The sequence below is a fragment of the Archangium gephyra genome (genome assembly GCF_042230915.1).
Taxonomy (GTDB): Bacteria; Myxococcota; Myxococcia; order Myxococcales; family Myxococcaceae; genus Archangium; species Archangium gephyra_B.
This window is the reverse complement of sequence record NZ_CP102578.1, coordinates 9,778,707-9,797,980: the sequence shown is the minus strand read 5'-3', so window position 1 is coordinate 9,797,980 and position 19,274 is coordinate 9,778,707. Positions and strand designations below refer to the sequence as shown.

Here is a 19,274-nt window from a genome sequence, read left to right as displayed (position 1 = left end):
CCGCCCTTTGCACCCGCCGCACTCGCGCGGCCTCGGAGAAGAATCCCCTATGTCGTCCAACGCCCTGCTGGCGGCACTGCTCGTCGCCTCCGCCACGGCCACCGCCCAGACGCCCGCGCCCCCGTCCGGGTCGCCGGCTCCCGCCCAGGAGAACGCCGCTCCCTCCACCCCGGAGGGCGCCGACTCCACCGAGGAGCGCATCCGCCAGGAGGTGGACAAGCGCGTGGAGGCCGCCAAGCAGGAGATGCGCGAGGAGATCCGCGCCCAGCTCGCCACCCAGTCGCTCGCCACCGACTGGCAGGAGGAGTGGGTCGAGGAGAAGCGCAAGCTCGAGATCTTCACCCTCGACGGCTACTACCGGCTGCGCCCCAACCTCTACCACCAGTTCAGCCTGGGCAAGCCCCTGGAGAGCCGGCTCTTCCCCTCGCCGCGCCCCACGGAGAAGACCCAGTCCTTCGCCGACATGCGCCTGCGCCTGGAGCCCACCTTCAACATCTCCGAGGAGGTGCGGGTGAAGCTGCAGGTGGACGCGCTGGACAACGTCATCCTGGGCTCCTCGCCCCTGAGCGGCGCCGACCAGGACTTCTACCTCTTCGACATCTTCAATGACGGGCAGGTGTCCCCGCGCTCGGCCATCAACAGCCTCAAGGACTCGGTGATGGTGCGCGAGGCCTACGGCGAGGTGTCCACGCCGGTGGGTCTGCTGCGCTTCGGCCGCATGACGGCGCACTGGGGCCTGGGCGTGCTGCGCAACGACGGCAACTGCCTGGAGTGTGACTACGGCGACGTGGTGGACCGCGTCATGTTCGTCACGGAGCCCTTCGACGGCTTCTACGTGACGCCCATGTTCGAGTTCAACGACGAGGGCATCTACACCTATCCCAACGGCGAGCAGAGCCAGCCGGTGGACATCTCCAGCGCGGATGACAGCCACAGCTGGGTGCTGGCGGTGGCGCGCCGGGACACCCCGCAGCAGGTGCGGGCCAAGCTGGACAACAACCAGGGCGTGCTCAACTACGGCCTGCACTTCAGCTGGCGCACGCAGCGCTACAGCCCGGCGGTGGACACGGAGGGCACGGTGCAGCCGGGCCTGTTCGTCCCGCGCGGCGCGACGCTCTACATCCCGGACGTGTGGCTGCGCTACGAGGAGCGCAACTTCCGCGTGGAGCTGGAGCTGGCCGCCTACCTGGGGCAGATCAACGGCCTGGCGCGCACGGCGGCCGAGGTGAGCGACGCGAGCTTCAACCACACGCTGGACGTGCTGTCCTTCGGCGGCGCGGCGGTGGGCGAGTACCGGCTGCTCAACGGGCAGCTCAACCTGCAGATGGAGCTGGGCTTCGCCTCGGGTGACCGGGCGCCGGGCTTCGGTGCCTACCCGGGCACGCAGGGCACGGGCGAGAACGGCTCCACCGAGCCGGGCGACGTGGAGGGCCCGCAGTTCAAGTGCGGCACCGGCGGCTGCCGCGACAACGCCATCCGCAACTTCCGCTTCAACCGCGCCTACCGCGTGGACAACATCCTCTGGCGCGAGCTGGTGGGCACCGTCACCGACGCCTTCTACGTGAAGCCCACCATCCGCTACACGCTGACCCAGGGCTTCGACCTCTTCGGCAGCGCCATCTACTCGCAGTCCATCTACGCCGAGTCCACGCCGTCCTTCACGGACCGGATGCTGGGCCTCGAGACGAACGTGGGCGCCCGCTACGAGACGGAGGATGGGTTCGTGGCGCGCGTGGACTGGTCCGTGCTCTTCCCGCTCGCCGGCCTGAACGAGGCGGACGTGAACTCGCGGGTGGACCTGGCCACGGCCCACGCCATCCGCGGCACCCTGGGCATCCGCTTCTAGGCAGGTGTGATGTCGCGGTTTCGTGGTCTCCTCGTCGTACTCGGGGCAGTGGGCGCGGCGGCCTGTGGTATCAAGGGGCCGCCCCGGCCGCCCGCTCCCCCTCGGGAGGCGCAGCGGCCGCCGCCTCCTTCGAATCCTCCCCCTGACGCTGGGACGCCGTGAATCACTTCAGCTATCGCAAGCGTGTCCTGCACGCCGAGGACGTGCCCCTGCCGGCCATTGCCGATGCGGTGGGCACCCCTGTCTACGTCTACTCCACCGCCACGCTGCGCCGGCACTTCCGGGTGGTGACGGAGGCCTTCGGCAAGCACCCGCACCTGGTGTGCTACGCGGTGAAGGCCAACTCCACCCTCGCGGTGCTGCGGCTGCTGGGCGAGGAGGGCAGTGGTTTCGACATCGTCTCCGGCGGTGAGCTGGCCCGCGTGAAGGCCGCCGGCGGCCCGCCCGCCAAGACGGTGTTCGCCGGGGTGGGGAAGACGGCCGACGAGATGGCCCAGGCCCTCTCCGCCGGCATCCTCTTCTTCAACGTGGAGAGCCCCGAGGAGCTGGAGCTGCTCGACGCCGTGGGCCGCGCCCAGGGCAAGCGCGCGCCCTTCGCCTTGCGTGTGAATCCCAACGTGGACGCACGCACCCACCGTCACATCTCCACCGGCCTGAAGACGTCCAAGTTCGGCGTCCCCTTCGAGGACACGGTGGCCCTCTACGCCCGCGCCAGGAAGATGAAGGGCCTGCGGGCGGTGGGGCTGGACTGCCACATCGGCTCGCAGATTACGCGCACCGCGCCCTTCAAGGCCGCGCTCACCAAGATGGCCGGGCTCTACAAGGAGCTGAAGGCCCAGGGGCACGCGCTGCAGTACCTGGACATCGGCGGCGGCCTGGGCATCACCTACACCGAGGAGACGCCCCCCACGCCCGCCGAGTACGCGCGCACGGCGATTGCCGCGGCGGGCGACACCGGCGCCACCCTCATCTTCGAGCCGGGCCGCCTGCTGGTGGGCAACGCTGGCGTGCTCGTCACCCGCGTGCTCTTCCGCAAGGAGACGCCGGCCCGCCAGTTCGTGGTGGTGGACGCGGGCATGAACGACCTGATGCGCCCCGCCCTCTACGACGCCCACCACGGGCTGCAGCCGGTCGTGCAGCGGCGTGGCAAGGAGGTGGAGGTGGACGTGGTCGGGCCGGTGTGCGAGTCCACCGACGTGTTGGCCCGTCAACGCAAGCTGGTGCTGCCCAAGCAGGGCGAGCTGTACGCGCTGATGACCGCCGGGGCCTACGGCATGAGCATGGCCTCCAACTACAACTCCCGGCCCCGGCCGGCCGAGGTGTTCGTGGACGGGGACGCCTGGCGGGTGGTGCGCGAGCGGGAGAGCGTCGAGGACCTCTGGCGCGGCGAGCGGCCCTGAACATATAAGCCGCAGCATGAGGACTTTCGAAGGCTCGATGACCGCGCTTGCCACCCCGTTCCGGGAGGGGGCGTTCGATGAGGCTTCCTACCGTGCGCTCGTCCGGCAGCAGATCGCCGGAGGCACCAGCGTGCTCATCCCCGTGGGCACGACGGGTGAGGCGGTCACGATGTCCGCCGAGGAGCGCTTCCGCACCATCCGCGTGGCGGTGGAGGAGGCGGCGGACCGGGTGCCGGTGGTGGCCGGCGCGGGCTCCAACAGCACCGCGGAAACCATTGAGAACGTGAAGCGCGCCCGCGAGGCCGGCGCGGACGGCACGCTCATCGTCACGCCGTACTACAACAAGCCCACCCAGGCGGGCCTGGTGGAGCACTTCCGGGCGGTGGTCAGGGCCCATCCCGGCTTCCCCATCATCGCCTACAACGTGCCGGGCCGGACGGGCGTGGACCTGCTGCCGGAGACGGCGCTGCGGCTGTGCGACTTCCCCGAGGTGGTGGCCATCAAGGAGGCCACGGGCAACCTGGCCCGCGCGGTGGACCTGGTGGAGAAGTGCGGCGAGCGGCTGACGCTCCTGTCCGGCGATGACTTCACCGTGTTGCCCTTCATCGCCTGCGGCGGCAAGGGCGTCATCTCCGTGTCCTCCAACGTCGCCCCGCGGATGATGGCGGACCTGGTGGCCGCCGCTCGCGCCGGGGACCTGGCCAAGGCGCGGGAGCTCCAGGTGCGGATGAACGAGCTGCACCGGCTGCTGTTCATCGAGTCCAATCCGATTCCCGTGAAGTGGGCCCTGCACAAGCTGGGACTGTTCGGACCGGAGCTGCGCCTGCCCCTCGTCCCCATGTCCGAGACCAACGCGAAGAAGCTGGAGGCCGAGCTGCGCAAGCTGGGCCTCGTCCAGGGGTGAACCCGAGGCGCGCATACCCTCACCCCGACCCTCTCCCAGAGGGAGAGGGACTCACCTGGGTCCTCACCGTGGATGTCCCCTCTCCCTTTGGGAGAGGGTTAGGGTGAGGGTCGATACAGGGACACCATGATCCGCACCGTCATCACTGGAGTCACCGGCCGCATGGGCGGCACGCTGCTGCGCCTCGTCCGTGAGTCCAAGGACCTGGAGCTGGCCGGGGCCACCGCGCGCCAGGCCTCGCGCCTGGAGGCCCTCGGTGTCTCCGGAGGCGAGGACCTCGGCCGGGTGCTCGACAGCGCGCGCGCCCAGGTGGTCATCGACTTCACCAGCGCGGAGGCCAGCGTGGCCCACGCGCGCCAGTGCGCCGAGCGCGGCGTGGCCATGGTCATCGGCTCCACGGGCTTCACCCCCGAGTCCCGCGCCGAGGTCGCCGCCAGCGCGAAGTCCATCCCCGTGGTGCTGGCCCCCAACACCTCGGTGGGCGTGAACGTGGTCATCCGCATGGCCGCCGAGCTCGCGCGCGTGCTGGGCGAGGGCTACGACGTGGAGGTGCTCGAGGCGCACCACCGCATGAAGAAGGACGCCCCCTCGGGCACGGCGCTCAAGCTGGCCGAGGTGCTCGCCTCGGCGCTGGGACGGGGGCAGGAGGACCTGACCTTCGCCCGGCACGGACAGATGGGCGCGCGCCCGAAGCAGGAGATTGGCGTGCAGACGCTGCGCGGCGGAGACGTCGTGGGCGAGCACACCGTGTATTACTTTGGCGAGGGCGAGCGCATCGAGCTCACCCACCGGGCCACGAACCGGGACCAGTTCGGCCTCGGGGCCCTGCGGGCCGCACGCTGGGTGACGGGCCGCACGCCGGGGCTCTACGACATGGCCGACGTGCTCGGCTTCCAGAGGACGTCATGACGACGCGTTATTGCCGTTTCCAGCAGGAGGGCCGTGCGCACCACGGCCGCATCGAGGGTGAAGAGGTGGTGGTGCTCTCCGGCGCGCCGTGGGCCGGCGGAGAGGACACGGGCCGGCGCGTGGCACTGAGCGCGGTGCAGTTGCTGGTGCCCTCCGAGGCCTCCAAGGTGGTGTGCATCGGGCAGAACTACCGCAAGCACGCCGAGGAGATGGGCAAGCCCGTCCCGGCCGAGCCCCTCCTCTTCATCAAGCCCTCCAGCGCGCTCAACGCGCACCGCTCGCCCATCCAGCTTCCCCCGGCGAGCCAGGAGGTGCACTACGAGGCGGAGCTGGGGCTCGTCATCGGCAAGCGCCTGAAGAACGCCGACGAGGCCACCGCCGCCCGCGCCATCTGGGGCCTCACCTGCATCAACGACGTGACGGCCCGCGACATCCAGCGCCGCGAGATTCAGCACACCCGCGCCAAGAGCTACGACACCTTCGCCTGCGCCGGGCCCTGGATTGTCACCGGCCTGTCCCCGGCGGACCTGCACATCCTCTGCCGGGTGAATGGACAGGTGCGACAGGACAGCCGGACCTCCGACATGGTCTTCAGCCCCGCCAGGCTGGTGTCCTTCATCTCCCACATCATGACCCTCCTGCCGGGCGACCTGGTGAGCACGGGGACGCCCTCGGGGGTGGGCCGGCTGGTGGCCGGGGACGTGGTGGAAGTGGAGCTGGAGGGAATCGGGACCCTGGCCAACCCTGTTGAGATGGGGCCTTGAGCGCCACCGTCTATGTAGGGCTGGGCTCCAATGAGGGAGACCGCGAAGCCCAACTCGTCTCCGCCCTGGAGGCGATGTCCCGTATCGATGCAGTGGCCGTCCTGCGCTGCTCCTCTCTCTTCGAGAGTGCGCCCGTGGGTCCGCCGCAGCCGCACTACCTCAACGCCGTCGTCGCGCTGGAGTGCTCGCTGCCCCCGCAGCGGCTGCTCTGCATCCTCAAGCAGATCGAGCGCGACCTGGGCCGCCAGCCCGAGGGACCGCGCTGGGGACCCCGTCCCATCGACCTGGACATCCTGCTGTGGGATGGGGAAGTGGTAGCGGACCCCAACCTCCAGGTGCCCCACCTCGAGCTGCACAAACGCCGTTTCGCCCTGGAGCCGCTGTCCGAGCTCGCTCCCGATGCGGAGCACCCGGTGCTGGGCATGACGGTGGTGGAGCTGCTCACCCAGCTTGCCCCTCAAGATGTGCGCCGGTGCGCGGCCACCCAGTGGCCTGAAACCCTTCTCCCGGTAACCGAGTGATGACCCTCTCCCTCGCCTTGACGGCCGCGGCCCTGCTCGCCGCCGAGCCCACCAACCTGCCCGCTGGTCACCCGCCCTTTGGCTCGCAGTCCGAGCGTCCGGCCGCCTCCTCCCCGGGCATGCCCGAGGGCCATCCCTCCTTCGGCTCGGGAGCGGGGGCCTCGAATGGCGCGGCCCCGGGACAGATGCCCGAGGGCCACCCGCCCATGACGGGCCGGGCCCCGCCCTCGGCGGCGGAGCTGCTCGAGCAGCTCGACAGCATGCAGGGCCTGCGCGAGCGGGAGAAGACGTTCGAGATCGCCTCGTCGCTGGGCAAGCTCTACTACACGAATGGCCGGCCGGCGGACGCCATCCCCTACTTCCAGCAGGCGGAGGAGAAGGCGAAGGCAGCGCGCGAGCTGTTCCTGGCGCAGCGCAAGAAGCTGGGCAAGACGCCGGTGCAAAGCGCCGCGGAGGCGAAGTGCGGCTTCTCGGCGATGTCGCCGGTGGAGGAGATGGCGGCGGCGGCGGTGGAGCGCGCGAAGAAGGGCGACACGGCGGGCGCGGCGGCTTGTGCGCGCGCGGCGCTGGAGCCGGTGCTGGAGGTGGAGTCGATGCGCGCCAACGCGCTCTTCCTCTCCGGGGACGCGGCGGGAGCGCTGAAGACGTACGAGCGGGTGCTGGAGGTGGAGCCCACGTCCGCGGACGCGCTCTTCGGGCACTCGGCGCTGCTGTACGAGACGAAGGGTGAGGACCTGAAGGCGCTGCAGGCCGCGCACGAGGGCTTCGAGGCCTTCCTGGCGGCGAACCCGGGCTCGCCGCGGGCGGAGCTGGCGCGCAAGCTGGGCCGCATGACGGACGAGGCGGTGAAGGCCGGAGGCCTGAAGAAGTGGCAGGCCTCGCGCGCCGAGGACCGGAACATCCGGGCCTCCAAGCTGGACCTGCCGGCCAATCCGATGATGGCGCAGGCCGGTGGTGGCCCGCGGGGTGGCGGCCAGGCGAGGCCGATGGCGGGTGGTGGCCAGGCGGGACCGATGGCGCCGGCGCTCTCGAAAGAGACGATCCAGGCGATGCAGAACGTCGAGCGCACGCCGGAGCTCGAGGCCCAGCTCACGCAGACGGTGGAGCAGGGCGAGGAGCTGTTGGCGAAGGGCCGCTACGCCGAGGCGCTGGCGGCGTACCGGCAGGTGATGCCGCTGCGTCCGGACGGACGGGTGCGGGCGGGCATGGCGTGGACGCTGATGGGGCTGGGCAAGGACACGGCGGAAGGAATCTGGGGCGTGGCGGTGGGCTCGGACCCCGCGGCGGTGGACCAGCTGGGCGAGAGGCTGAAGGCCAAGGGCGACGTGAAGGGCGCGAAGGCGCTCTGGACGAAGCTGGCGGCCTCCGCGCCGGAGTACGCGGCCAGCGCCGCGCTGCAGGCCAAGCTGAGCCAGTAACGCCAGGCTGAGCCAGCAACCCCGAGAACCTCTACAACCCGAAGAAGCCGTGGCACTTGGGTTGTAGAAGTTCGTTGAGACGGTGCCCGACCCCTCGGGTAGGGCAAAACACACGGGCACACCTTGCTGAAGAACGGGACCGCCGCCACATCTTGGTTCCCATGAACCGCGCGGCCCCGTTCTTCTTCGATGACTCTCACTGGCCTCTGCTGGGCGTGCGTCTCTCCGGCGAGCCCTCGCGCCAGGCCTTCGAGGCCTACCTCGACAGGTCCACTCAATATTTGCAGCGGGGCGAGCCCCACCTCTGCATCTTCGACTTGAGCGCCCTGTGGCTGCTGTCGACCGAGCAGCGGCAGCGGCACGTGGAGTGGCTCGAGGCGAACGCGGCGTTGATGCGCCAGACGTTGCTGGGCCTCGCCTACGTCATCACCTCGCCCACGGTGGTGCTGACGATGAGCGTCATCTTCCACTTCAGGCCGCCGCCCGTGCCCTACACGATCGTCGCCCACCTGGACGCGGCGAAGGCCTGGGCGGCCCGGCACCTCGACGAGGCGGGACTGCGAGCCCCGGCCGAGCGCATGCGGCGCGTGGGAGCTTTCGCGGGGCCCGCGTCCGGATGCGGCTCCGCGAGCCTGCCCGGGCCGTGTTAGACCCTCCCGAGGGAGGCCCTACATGCAGACCCTGACGCAGCCCGATTTCAAGTCGCAGCGCTTCAAGGCCAACCCGTATCCCCTCTACGCGCGCCTGCGCGAGGAGGCGCCGGTCTTCCGCATCAAGGGCCCGGCCAACGAGGTGGGCTGGCTGGTGACGCGCTACGACGACGTCGCCCAGGTGTTGAAGCACGGAGGCATCAGCAAGGATCGCCTCGGCAGCATGACCCCGGAGCAGCGGGCGAAGCTGCCCTGGTTCTTCAAGTTCTTCACCCCGCTCGTGCAGAACATGCTGAGCCGGGATCCGCCGGACCACACCCGGTTGCGCACGCTCGTACACAAGGCCTTCACGCCGCGGCTCATCGAGCGGCTGCGCTCACGCGTCCAGGCCGTGTCGGACGAGCTGCTGGACGCGGCCGCGCGCAAGGGCTCGATGGATCTCGTCGAGGAGTACGCGTTCCTGCTGCCCGTGACCATCATCGCCGAGATGCTGGGCGTCCCCCCGGGCGACTACCGGAAGTTCCAGCACTGGTCCAACCGGCTCGTCTCGAACTCGGACATGACGGACGTGCTGCTCTCCATCCCGAGCGTGGTGATGTTCACCCGCTACCTGCGCAAGCTCATCGCGCAGCGGCGCACGTCCCTGGGAGATGACCTGCTCTCGGCGCTCATCCAGGCGGAGGAGGCGGGTGACAAGTTGTCCCCGGACGAGCTGGTCAGCATGGCGTTCCTCCTGCTCGTGGCCGGGCACGAGACCACGGTGAACCTGATCTCCGGCGGCACGCTCGCCCTGCTCCAGCATCCGGAGCAGCTGGAGCGGCTGAGGAAGGAGCCCGGCCTCATCGAGCCGGCCGTCGAGGAGCTCCTGCGCTACGCGAGCCCGGTGGAGATCGCCACCGAGCGCGTCGCGCGAGAGGACCTCACCGTGAGCGGGGTGAAGATTCCGCGCGGGGACCTGGTCTTCGCCGTGCTCGCCTCGGCCAACCGGGACGAGCGCCAGTTCAAGAACCCGGACACGCTCGACCTGGGCCGCGATCCGAACAAGCACGTGTCCTTCGGGTTGGGCATCCACTACTGCCTGGGGGCGCCGCTGGCTCGGCTGGAGGGACAGATCGCCATCCAGACGCTGGTGAACCGCTTTCCCAACCTGCGCCTGGCCAAGCCGGCGGAGTCGCTGAAGTGGCGCACGGGCATCCTCATGCGCGGGCCGAAGCAGCTGCCGGTCAAGCTCTCCTGATACAGCTGAAGCAGGTTCTCAGGGGGGAGGTTCCGGTCGCGATGGGGAGCAACTGGTCCGACAGTCGGACCAGTCGGCACCGCGCGGCCGGAAGGTGCCCCTGTTCTGTTCTGCAAGCGCATCCCTGAAGAGCCCTGGTCCGGATGGTTGGAGTGGGATGCGGCGAGGAACGCGAATGAATCCGAAGACCTTGTTCTCCCCTGTGCTGCTGTCCCTCCTGCTTTTCTCCGGGGCGGGGCGGGCCCAGGAGCCTTCCACCGAGCCGGACGAACGGCTCGTCGAGGGGTCTCCTGATGGCCTGACCACGAATCGCCGGCTGATCTGTGGCGGCAAGTTCTGCGTCTGGTCCATCACCGAATCGCTCGGGCCCTGTTTCGTGGGGACCTGTTACTCGACCACCCTGTCGGTGACCGACCGGAAGGGAAAGCCGCTGGGGGCTTCCTCGGATGAGACCGACCTGATTGGGGGAAAGGCGCGTTTTCTCGGTCCTCGCCAGGTGGAGTTCGTCGGACTGGCCAGCCTGGAGGAGAACAATGGGGACGATCCAGAAGGGCGGCGCAGGGAAGTGGGGTTCGGTGCGGCGCTGATGCGGCGGCGAGTCATGACCCTCTCCCCGGATGGATCGAAGATCACCTCCGACAAACGGGAGTGGTTGTCTCCCACGCACCACGCGTTGCTCGAGCGCCGGCTCAACAGCCAACGTGTGCCCGCCGAGCCGAAGATCAAGGGCCGCATCCCCGAGGCCGTGCTCGCGAAGGCCCGGAAGGTCTGTGACTCGGAAGGGAACGAGGCCGTGAAGCCGACGCTCTACGAGTGTCACGGCGATGGCGTCTGCGTGCTCGTGTTGGACACCTCCTCGGGTGAGCACGACGAATCCGCGTGCGCCTTGACGGTGAAGAACGGCAACGTGGAGCGTCTCAACCTGGGCACGTTGCTGGGGGAGGATGAGCAGCAGTATGTGTTCTCCCTGGACGCGGCTCGCTACTGCTTCACCTGCACCATCTGCGGCTTCAGGGGAAGCCGGGGCGGCACGCAATGCATCTCCCGTGAGCGGCCCGACCACATGGCCTTCGTGGAGACGGCCGGACTGCATGTCGACAGTGGCGAGTCCTACCCGGTTCAAGAGGCCAGCTCGGCTCCGGCGGGGGCAGCGGCCGCGCTGACAGTCCACGCCTACGCGCTGGGCCACGTGAGCTGGGGGCTCGACAACTGGCGGGATGCGAAGGACCTCTCCCTGACGTGGCAGGCGATGCGTGTCGGTGAAGACCTCCGGTTCCATGCCGAGGTCGAGGACGATGTGCTCCAGCCCGCCGGTGACGGCCCAGCCGTGCACTCGGACCACTTGGAGCTCGACTTCAAGGGGCCGCGCGCCCACCTCAAGCTGGGGGTGCTCCTGGCCGCGGACGGGAAGGTCCAGCTCCGCCTCTGGAAGCAGGGTGCGCCAGAGCAGGTGCGCGAGGTGGACGAGGAATATGCCGGGGCCGGCACCTGGTCGAAGACGGAGCGTGGCTACCGGGTGGAGGTCTCGCTGCCCCTCGCGCCGCTGCGAGAGGCCCTGGGCTCCCAGAAGACCTATGGCTTCGGGATGGTGGCCTCCGACGCGGACGAGAAGAAGCGGCAGGAGACGTTGTTGGGGAACAGCGGCTCGCTCGACTTCTGGGACGAGTACCCTCCGACCATCGAGGAGTACAACCGCGTGCGTACGAGGCACTGAGCCTCGGGGCCGCAGCGGCGCTACACTCCGGTTCCCGTGTCTCTTCCCGTGACGTACTTCGAGCCGCAGCCAGCTCCAGCCGAAGTGCCGTTGCGGCTCACGGACCCGTTCGCTCCCAGCCCGCCACATGCCCTGGCGCGCCGGGCCGCCGAGGAGCTGCAGCGGCTCCTGCGCCACGGGGGCCTCGCCAGCGGGCTCGACCTCGGTGCCCTCGACGCACCCGGCCAGGGCAAGATGTTCGGTGTGCTGGTCGTCGCGGCTCCGGATGGCCGCGTCGGTTACCTCCGCGGGTTCTCGGGCATGCTCGACGGCCGCTGGGAGGTCGACGGGTTTGCCCCGCCCCTCTTCGATTCCATCGCGCGTGATGCGTTCCTGCCCGCTGGCGAGGCGGAGTTGCGAGCGCTCGGTGAGCGTCACGCCGAGCTGACCGGGGGGGAAGGGGCGCTCGAACTGCGCGCGCGCCTCGCGGAGATGACCGAGCGCCATGGGGCCGCCATCGCCGGGATGCGTGCTCGCCATGAGGCGAACCGGGGTCTCCGGCACGACGCGCGTCAGCGTCTGGCCAACGGAGAGGCCGGAGACGATGAGCGCCGTGCGGCGCTTCACACGCTCGGGCAGGAGAGCCGGGCTGACGCCGCGGAACGTCAGCAGTTGGAGGCCGCGCACCAGCAGGAGCGTGAGGTCCTGGTATCGGCCCTGCGAGCGCTCGACACGCAACGCACCGGGATCGAACACCAGCGCGCCGAGCGCTCGCGGCAACTGTGGCGGCAGATCGCCGAGAGCTACGTCATCCCGAATGCGCGTGGCGAGAGCCGGCCCCTGGGAGCGCTCTTCGCGCCCGAGCCGCCGCCGGGAGGCGCGGGCGACTGCGCCGCACCGAAGCTTCTCGCGCAGGCCTACCGCCATGGACTTCGGCCGCTGGCACTCGCTGAGTTCTGGTGGGGTGCACCACCCCTCACGGGCGGCCGGCTCGCGGGGGTGTACTACCCGGCGTGCCGGAGCAAGTGCGGCGGCGTCCTGCCGTACATGCTCGAGGGATTGCCCGTCGCCCTGGAGCCGCTCCCCGGCGCGGCACCGGGCCCGGTGGATGAGCCGAGGATTGTGTACGAGGACGCGTGGTTGCTCGTCGTGGACAAGCCTCGCGGCCTGCTGTCGATCCCCGGCCGTCACGAGTCCTCACGTGACTCGGTGCTCGTCCGCTTGCGGCGGCGGGACCCGGAGGCGTCCGGACTGCTCGTCGTGCACGCACTCGAGCCCGAGACCTCCGGGCTGCTGCTCCTGTCCAAGGACCCCGAGACCCACGCGGCGCTCCAGCGGCAGTTCGCGCGGCGCGAGGCCGACAGGCGCTTCGTCGCATGGCTCGACGGCCACGTCGCCCGTGACGAGGGCGTCATCGAGCTGCCGCTTCGGACCGACCGGGAGGACCGTCGCCGCCAACTCGTGGACCCGCTCCACGGCAAGCGCGCCATCACCGAGTGGCGCGTCACGCAGCGCAGCGGCTCCCGGACACGGGTGTCGCTCTGGCCCCGCACCTGGCTCACGCATCAGCTTCGTGTCCATGCCGCGCATCCGCTCGGCCTCGGTGCGCCTGTCACCGGCGATCGGTTATACGGCGGTGACGACACGCACCTGCTGCTCCACTCCGAGGCCCTGACGTTCATCCATCCGCATACGGGCGCGCGCCTCGAGCTCGAAAGCCCTGCGCCGTTCTGAAGCCAAGCCATACGAAGTAAATCCGTTCAGGGGGCTCTTGCCGCAACGCGGAGGGCACCTTCTGGCCGAGCGGCGTGCCGACTGGTCCGACAGTAGGACCAGTTGCTCCCGAGCGCGGCCGGGACCTTCCCCCCCCTGAACGGAATTACTTTGCTTGGCTTGGAGGTCCGGCCTCATCGCGAAAGCAGGGGGACCGCTCCGGGACCGGTGTCGCAAAAGTTGTCCAACAGTTGGACAAGTTCGTGAAGAACGCGGCCGGGAGGCCGGCAGCACCTGGGGGGGCGTGACTTGCGTCGCGGCCGTTCCGCGGGAGTGGGGGAGGGGACAGGCGTCCTGTCTCCGGGGCTATGCTGTGCGGCCATGGCGAACGCCGGACGCAAGCATCTGGAGCTGGGGGCCCTGCGCGACAGGCGGGCCGCGGTCATCCTGGCGGTGGTGGCGCTGGGCGTGGCGACACCGCTGGTGGCCCGGCTCACCTTCCCAGTCTGGGTGGAGGCCTCGGCGCTGGCGCAGGTGCGGCTGCTGGTGCGGCTGGGCGGGCTGTTCGTGCTCGCGGGTGCCTACCCCGCCGTGCTGGTGCTGGTGCGGTTGGGCCTCACCGACGTCTCGGTGTACCAGCACCGCGCGCTGCTGCGTCTCTACCCCGTTTTCTGCAACCTCTTCCAGGTCCTGGTGGCACTCGACGGCTTCCTGCTCGTCGTCTGGCCCGAGCGCTTCGCCCTGCCGAGCTTCTGGGCCGATCTGCTGCTCGCGGTGGTGGGGGTGGGCCTGTTGCCAGCGGTGTTGCATCAGCAGAGCTGGCTGGTGGGCTTCGATCCCCGGGGGGTGCTCTCGGCGCGGAGCGCGCTTGGCGAGGCCCGGCCTCTGCCGTCCACCCGCACGCCGCTCGATACGCTCGACTACCGGGTGCTGCAGTTGGTGGCCCAGAGTGGCAGCGATGTGGCGGCGGTGATGATCAACGACATGGCCATTGGCGCGAGGGATCTCACCCTGCGGCTGCGCAAGCTGGTAGCGCTCGGCTACCTGGACGTGGTGGACGAGCAGCACGGCCCGCAGCTCACCCTCACCTCCCTGGGCACGGACACCCTCGCCCTGCCGGTCTCGCTGTTCACCTGGCAGACCCATGATCTCGAGTTGTTGCAGGAGCTGGCCTCGGCCCGTCTGGCGCTGGAGGAACGCCAGCCGCAGAAGGTGGTGGTGGCGTGCGCGCGCTGCTGCGAGCGGCTGCTGCGCGGACTGCTGGCCGCCCATGAGCCACCCGTGACGAGCGTGGGCAACAAGGACGTGGGACGTGCGACGCTGGGCGAGCTGGTGGGGGCCTGCCGCCAGCACCGGCTCATCGGCCGCTTCGAGGACAACATCTTCTCGGCCCTCAACGAGCGGCGGAAGAAGATCCACGCCCTGCAGGACGAGCGTCCCATCGACGACCAGGACGCCTTCATCCTCTACACGCTCACGGAGATCGCCGCCCGTGCGCTGCTGACGCAGCCCGCCAGGGCCGAGGCACCACCCCTCGCGGCGGGCGAGGGCGGGCAGGGCGAGCCCACCGGCTCCTGAGCGCTGTCACACTTTCGCGCGTGCTCCGTAATTCCTGGCGGCACTCAACGCCAAAGGAGGCGCACCATGCGCGCAAACATGTGGACCCGTATCCTCGCCGCTCTCTGCTTCTTCTCCTTCACCGTGCACGCGTCCCCGCCGAGCCAGGAGCCGGGCACGCGCGTGGCCATCCGCCTCGCCGAGTCGAGCGGCGAGCTTCCGGATGCGGAGAAGCTGGTCGAGTCGCTCATGGCCGCCGGCGGCGGTGAGCGCCAGGTCCGGGTGATGCGCCACAATACGTCCGGCCAGCAGGAGCTCACCATGGACCTGTGGGGCAGCACCGTGCCCCAGGCCGACATCCCCCAGTCGCTCCGGGATGGGTTCCCGGTGCTGGCCACGGCGGACATCCAGGTCTCCACGCTCGACCCGAAGGACCGCCCGAAGGGCGAGGGCCGGCTGGAGCGCGAGCTCCACGGGGAGAAGGGCACGGTCGTCAAGAAGGTGGTGAAGATCATCAAGAAGGAATAGGGACCCGGGAGACCCTGGCAATGCCCCGACTTCCCTGGCCCTTACGCGATGCATGGTTGTCCCGCCTGGTCCTCCGGAGCCAGCGCGGGGACCGTGAGGCCTTCCGGGACCTGTACCGGGCGCTGTATGGCCCGGTCTCGCGCTACGTCCACCGGCGTGTCCCGAGCGCGGCGGACGCCGAGGACCTCGTGGGGCAGGTGTTCTTCCGGTTGCTCGAATCGCTCGACCGTGTCGATCCGAAGCGTGGCAGCGTGCTCTCGTACACCCTGTTCATGGCACGCAACGCGCTGGTGGACCACGTGCGCGGCCGGGCGGGGCTGGTGCCCGAGGAGGCCGCCGCGGCCGTGCCCGACGCGGGGATGGGGCCGCTCGAGCGCCTGATGGGGGAGGAGGACGCGGAGCGGGTGCGCTCGGAGCTGGCGAGGCTGCCGGCCGAGACGCGCGAGTTGCTGATGTTGCGCTTCGGGGACGGCTTGCGCTTCGCGGAGGTGGCCCAGGTGATGGGACTGAGCGAGGCGGCGGTCCGACAGCGCACCTCGAGAGCGGTGCGCGAGCTGCGGGCGCGGTGGGATGCCGGCCCGGCGAGAGGAGAGCTGGCCAATGACGGATGAAGAGCTTTCCCGAGCGCTTCGCGGCCGCGAGCCGCCAGCGAATCCGGAGCACCGGGCGCGGCTCGAGCAGGAGCTGCTCGCCGCCTATGACACGCGGGTGGAGCGCCGGGCCCGGCGCGTCCGCTCTCCCTTGTGGAGGTACGCGACGGCCGTGGGCCTCCTGCTGGTCCTGGTGAGCGCCACCCAGGTCTCCGCCGAGTACAAGGTGGAGGTGGGCAAGCGCATCCGGCTGGTGCTGCCGGCGGGCCAGGAGGTGCCACCGGGGCTCGGCGACAGGGTGGCCAAGGCCTTCGTGTCCGAGTCCAGCCGGCTGGTGGATGTCGGCGTCATGCTGCGCCGCACCCCGGATGGGCCGGTCACGCTGGTGGTGGACGTCTGGGGTGATCGGCTCGCTCAGGGGGGCGACGCGGTGGAGCGGCTGCGCGCCATGCCCGAGCTCGCCGGCCTTCCAGTGGAGGTGACGAACCTGGAGGGGCGCGTGCGGGACAACCTGCTCGGGGTGGTGGGCCACCGGTTGTTCCGCGCCGGAGCCTCGCCCGAGGAGCGGGAGCTGGCGCGGCGGCGGCTCATCGAGGAGTTGCGGCGCCAGGAGGGCGATGGGGCGCAGATCGACGTGGAGGTCGAGGAGGATCCGCAGCACCCGCGGATGCGCGTGAAGGTTCGCAAGCAGGTGCCGGCGCCGCAGCCATCTCCCGAGTAGCCAGCTCCTGGCGCGGTGGGCTCCCAGCCAGAGACTCCAGAAGAGGTCTCACACCCCGCAGTGGTGTTTCTGCTTCGCGTGTTGCTGGTTTCTCACGGAGAGTGAGACCTCGTGCTACCGTCGATGAGCCGCGCGAACACGGCATGTCCATTCAGGAGGAATCATGCGAGCGAACATCATCGGTGGTGTGTTGGGAGTGGCCTTCATGGCGGTGGGCTGTGGTGCCCCCATCGAGACCCAGGAGCCCGAGTCGGCGATGAGCACCCGTGAGGACGCGCTCCCCGCGTGCAACGGTCAGGCTTACGAGCGCGCCTTCTACTCGGATGCCTCGATGACCAACCAGGTGGGCGGTTGGGAGTGCTGGTGTGGCAGCAGCAGCGCCTACATCTGGGGACGGACGACGTCCTTCTCCGAGTACCTCTACATCAACGAGTGCCGCGTCCAGCCGTGAGCCAGCACCGTGGGTGACCGCGTGCGTCCGGGGCCGTCCCGGGTGCACGCGGTCTCCCGCGCCTCACTGCGTGCTCACCACTCCGGGCACTGGATGCAGCGGCCGTAGTTGTCGCGGCAGGTGAAGTCAATCGGGCAGGGCGCCATGTCAGCGCGCGAGAGCGCCATCGCCGCCGTGCCACCACCCAGCAGGCCAGCGACGAACACCGCCACCACCATCAGGTTCTTCTTCGTCATGGAGCGACTCCAAGCAATCGCCAGCCACCAGCGGCTGGAGTCTCAACACTCCGTGTATGAGAAGCCTCTGTCAATACGTGAAATCCCCGGGCGGGGCGCGGGCTCCGGCGCGGGGATGATGGCGCTGGAAGATTCTCAGAAGTAGCGCGCGGCGAGCAGGTCCTGCACATCGAGCAGGCCCACGGCCTTGCCCTCGGCGTCGACGACGGGGAGCTGATCCACGCGGAACTCGCGCATCAGCTTGGTGGCCTCGAGCACCAGCACCTCGGGGCCCACGCACCGGGGCCGCTTGCCCATGACGTCGCGGATGGGCACGTCGAAGTCCGTCCGTCCCTGCTCGACGAGCCGGCGCAGGTCTCCGTCGGTGAAGATGCCCACCAGCCGTCCCTGCCGGTCCACCACGTTGGTGGCGCCGGGCCGGCCCGGGGTGTTGGTCATCACCACCACGGCCTCGGAGAGCTTCGCGGTGTCGCGCACCACGGGGTTGGCGGGCCCCGAGCGCATCAGCTCGAAGACGCGCATGACGGAACGGCCGATCTTCCCGCCCGGGTGGAGCAGGGCGTACTCGGCCGAGCCGAAGGGCCGGGCGCGCAGCACCGCCATGGCCAGCGCGTCGCCGATGGCATGCAGCGCTGCGGTGGAGGCGGTGGGCACCATGCCCATGGGGCAGGCCTCTTCAATTCGCCCGATGTCCAGCACCACGTCCGCGCCGCGCGCCAGCGGGCTCTCCGCGTCACCGGTGATGGCGATGACGGGGGCGCCCAGCCGCTTGAAGGAGGGCAGCAGCCGCACCAGCTCCTCGGTGGCGCCGCTGTTGGACAGGGCGAGGATGACGTCGCCGCGGCCCACCCGGCCCAGGTCCCCGTGCACGGCCTCGGTGGGGTGCAGGAAGACGGAGCGGATGCCGGTGGAGGCCAGCGTGGCCGACAGCTTCTGGCCGATCAGCCCCGCCTTGCCCACGCCCGTCACCACCGTCTGCACCGCGTCGCGCACCAGCTCGAGCGCTCGCAGGAAGGCGCCGTCCAGCCGCCCCATCAGCCCGAGAATCGCCTGGGCCTCGGCCTCGAGCACGCTGCGCGCGTAGGCGAGCGTGGCCTCGCGCTCGTCCTCGGAGCCGGGGGCGGCGGGGGAGGGCGTGGGAGCGGGCGTGGCGTGTCCGGGAATGGCGCGGAGGCGGGGCTTCCGGGCGGTGCTTCGAGAGGCGCGGGCCATGGAGCGCCCTTGTACCCCCAGCCCGCCCGGGCCTGCCAGCTTGACGCACCGGGGGGCATCGGCTACGCGCCTGCACGCCCGGCGGGCAGACTGGAGCGCACCTCCTGCCTCCGCGCGTTTTCCATTACAGGCTTACCGCCTGACCTGAACCTGGAGAGGGGACGAGATGAAGTTCTTCATCGATACCGCCGACGTGGAGGAGATTCGCAAGGCCCACGCCATGGGCGTGCTGGATGGCGTCACCACCAACCCGTCGCTGCTGGCCAAGGTGGGCCGCGGCCTCGAGGAGACCATCCGTGAGATCTGCTCCATCGTGGATGGCCCCGTGAGCGCCGAGTGCGTCTCGCTGGAGGCTCCCGAGCTCATCAAGGAGGGCCGGGGGCTGGCCAAGATTCACGACAACGTCGTGGTGAAGATTCCCATGGGCGTGGAGGGCATGAAGGCCGTCAAGGCGCTCACCGCCGAGGGCATCCGCACCAACGTCACCCTGTGCTTCTCCGCCAACCAGGCGCTGCTGTCCGCCAAGGCCGGCGCCACCTACATCTCGCCCTTCGTGGGCCGCCTGGATGACATCTCCCAGGACGGTATGGAGCTCATCGCCCACATCATCGAGATCTACCAGAACTACGACTTCACCACGCAGGTGCTGGTGGCCAGCATCCGCAACCCGGTGCACGTGCTGCAGGCCGCTCGCATGGGCGCCGACGTGGCCACGCTGCCCTACAGCGTCATCACCCAGCTGGCCAACCATCCGCTGACCGACATTGGCATCAAGAAGTTCCTCGCCGACTGGGAGAAGGTCCCCAAGTCCGCCAAGCCGTAGGCCCTGGCGGGCGCGGTGCGCTGGCACAATTCTCCGGTCCGGGGTATTCGTTGATTCTGGAATCAGGGGGCGTGTAGTCCCCTCTCCCACATCAGCGAGGA

Annotated in this window: 19 protein-coding genes; 17 read left to right on the top strand and 2 right to left on the bottom strand. The window is 69.8% G+C overall.

All coding sequences use genetic code 11. The annotated features are described in order from the left end of the window. Nucleotides 1-49 precede the first annotated feature (49 nt). The 16 genes from NR798_RS38565 (at nt 50) to NR798_RS38490 (ending at nt 16,902) form a co-directional block, all read left to right on the top strand. Nucleotides 50-1,846: a TIGR04551 family protein gene (locus NR798_RS38565; RefSeq protein ID WP_375767562.1), complete on the top strand. Its 1,797-nt coding sequence runs from the start codon at nt 50-52 to the stop codon at nt 1,844-1,846. A 158-nt stretch (nt 1,847-2,004) separates the two neighbouring features. Then, nucleotides 2,005-3,246 (top strand): diaminopimelate decarboxylase, encoded by a 1,242-nt coding sequence (lysA, locus tag NR798_RS38560; RefSeq protein ID WP_375767561.1) that lies wholly within the window; start codon nt 2,005-2,007, stop codon nt 3,244-3,246. Between the two features lie 16 nt (nt 3,247-3,262). Continuing rightward, a complete protein-coding gene (gene dapA / locus NR798_RS38555) occupies nt 3,263-4,150 on the top strand; it encodes a 4-hydroxy-tetrahydrodipicolinate synthase (RefSeq protein WP_375767560.1) in 888 nt (295 codons plus the stop codon). A gap of 126 nt (nt 4,151-4,276) precedes the next feature. Next, nucleotides 4,277-5,059, top strand: a complete 783-nt coding sequence (dapB, locus tag NR798_RS38550) for a 4-hydroxy-tetrahydrodipicolinate reductase (protein ID WP_375767559.1) — start codon at nt 4,277-4,279, stop codon at nt 5,057-5,059. Further along, nucleotides 5,056-5,823 carry a fumarylacetoacetate hydrolase family protein gene (locus tag NR798_RS38545; protein ID WP_375767558.1) on the top strand — a complete coding sequence of 256 codons (768 nt, stop codon included), beginning with the start codon at nt 5,056-5,058 and terminating at the stop codon, nt 5,821-5,823. Before dapB ends, NR798_RS38545 begins: the two co-directional genes overlap by 4 nt. After that, nucleotides 5,820-6,344, top strand: a complete 525-nt coding sequence (folK, locus tag NR798_RS38540; protein WP_375767557.1) for a 2-amino-4-hydroxy-6-hydroxymethyldihydropteridine diphosphokinase — start codon at nt 5,820-5,822, stop codon at nt 6,342-6,344. The genes NR798_RS38545 and folK overlap by 4 nt, the downstream gene beginning before the upstream one ends. Next, nucleotides 6,344-7,762: a hypothetical protein gene (locus NR798_RS38535; RefSeq protein ID WP_375767556.1), complete on the top strand. Its 1,419-nt coding sequence runs from the start codon at nt 6,344-6,346 to the stop codon at nt 7,760-7,762. The genes folK and NR798_RS38535 overlap by 1 nt, the downstream gene beginning before the upstream one ends. A 161-nt stretch (nt 7,763-7,923) precedes the next feature. Continuing rightward, on the top strand, nt 7,924-8,412 hold the full coding sequence (locus NR798_RS38530) for a hypothetical protein (protein WP_375767555.1): 489 nt from the start codon (nt 7,924-7,926) through the stop codon (nt 8,410-8,412). A 22-nt stretch (nt 8,413-8,434) separates the two neighbouring features. After that, nucleotides 8,435-9,649, top strand: a complete 1,215-nt coding sequence (locus NR798_RS38525; RefSeq protein ID WP_375767554.1) for a cytochrome P450 — start codon at nt 8,435-8,437, stop codon at nt 9,647-9,649. 175 nt (nt 9,650-9,824) lie between these two features. After that, nucleotides 9,825-11,363: a hypothetical protein gene (locus NR798_RS38520; RefSeq protein ID WP_375767553.1), complete on the top strand. Its 1,539-nt coding sequence runs from the start codon at nt 9,825-9,827 to the stop codon at nt 11,361-11,363. Between the two features lie 48 nt (nt 11,364-11,411). Continuing rightward, entirely contained in the window at nt 11,412-13,076 is a 1,665-nt protein-coding gene (locus tag NR798_RS38515) for a pseudouridine synthase (protein ID WP_375767552.1), read from the top strand. A 360-nt stretch (nt 13,077-13,436) separates the two neighbouring features. Continuing rightward, nucleotides 13,437-14,633: a hypothetical protein gene (locus tag NR798_RS38510; RefSeq protein WP_375767551.1), complete on the top strand. Its 1,197-nt coding sequence runs from the start codon at nt 13,437-13,439 to the stop codon at nt 14,631-14,633. 66 nt (nt 14,634-14,699) lie between these two features. Further along, nucleotides 14,700-15,140 carry a hypothetical protein gene (locus NR798_RS38505; protein WP_375767550.1) on the top strand — a complete coding sequence of 147 codons (441 nt, stop codon included), beginning with the start codon at nt 14,700-14,702 and terminating at the stop codon, nt 15,138-15,140. A gap of 56 nt (nt 15,141-15,196) precedes the next feature. Continuing rightward, nucleotides 15,197-15,751, top strand: a complete 555-nt coding sequence (locus NR798_RS38500; protein ID WP_375767549.1) for an RNA polymerase sigma factor — start codon at nt 15,197-15,199, stop codon at nt 15,749-15,751. After that, on the top strand, nt 15,741-16,451 hold the full coding sequence (locus NR798_RS38495; protein WP_375767548.1) for a hypothetical protein: 711 nt from the start codon (nt 15,741-15,743) through the stop codon (nt 16,449-16,451). Before NR798_RS38500 ends, NR798_RS38495 begins: the two co-directional genes overlap by 11 nt. A gap of 163 nt (nt 16,452-16,614) precedes the next feature. Further along, nucleotides 16,615-16,902 carry a hypothetical protein gene (locus NR798_RS38490; RefSeq protein ID WP_375767547.1) on the top strand — a complete coding sequence of 96 codons (288 nt, stop codon included), beginning with the start codon at nt 16,615-16,617 and terminating at the stop codon, nt 16,900-16,902. A gap of 74 nt (nt 16,903-16,976) precedes the next feature. Here the strand turns inward: NR798_RS38490 and NR798_RS38485 are convergent, their stop codons facing one another. Both NR798_RS38485 and NR798_RS38480 read right to left on the bottom strand, forming a co-directional pair. Next, entirely contained in the window at nt 16,977-17,138 is a 162-nt protein-coding gene (locus NR798_RS38485; RefSeq protein WP_375767546.1) for a hypothetical protein, read from the bottom strand. Between the two features lie 135 nt (nt 17,139-17,273). Further along, a complete protein-coding gene (locus tag NR798_RS38480) occupies nt 17,274-18,350 on the bottom strand; it encodes an SIS domain-containing protein (RefSeq protein ID WP_375767545.1) in 1,077 nt (358 codons plus the stop codon). 166 nt (nt 18,351-18,516) lie between these two features. Here NR798_RS38480 and fsa point away from each other — a divergent pair, with 166 nt between their 5' ends. Further along, complete coding sequence (fsa, locus tag NR798_RS38475; protein ID WP_375767544.1) at nt 18,517-19,173, top strand: fructose-6-phosphate aldolase; 657 nt, start codon at nt 18,517-18,519, stop codon at nt 19,171-19,173. Nucleotides 19,174-19,274 lie beyond the last annotated feature (101 nt).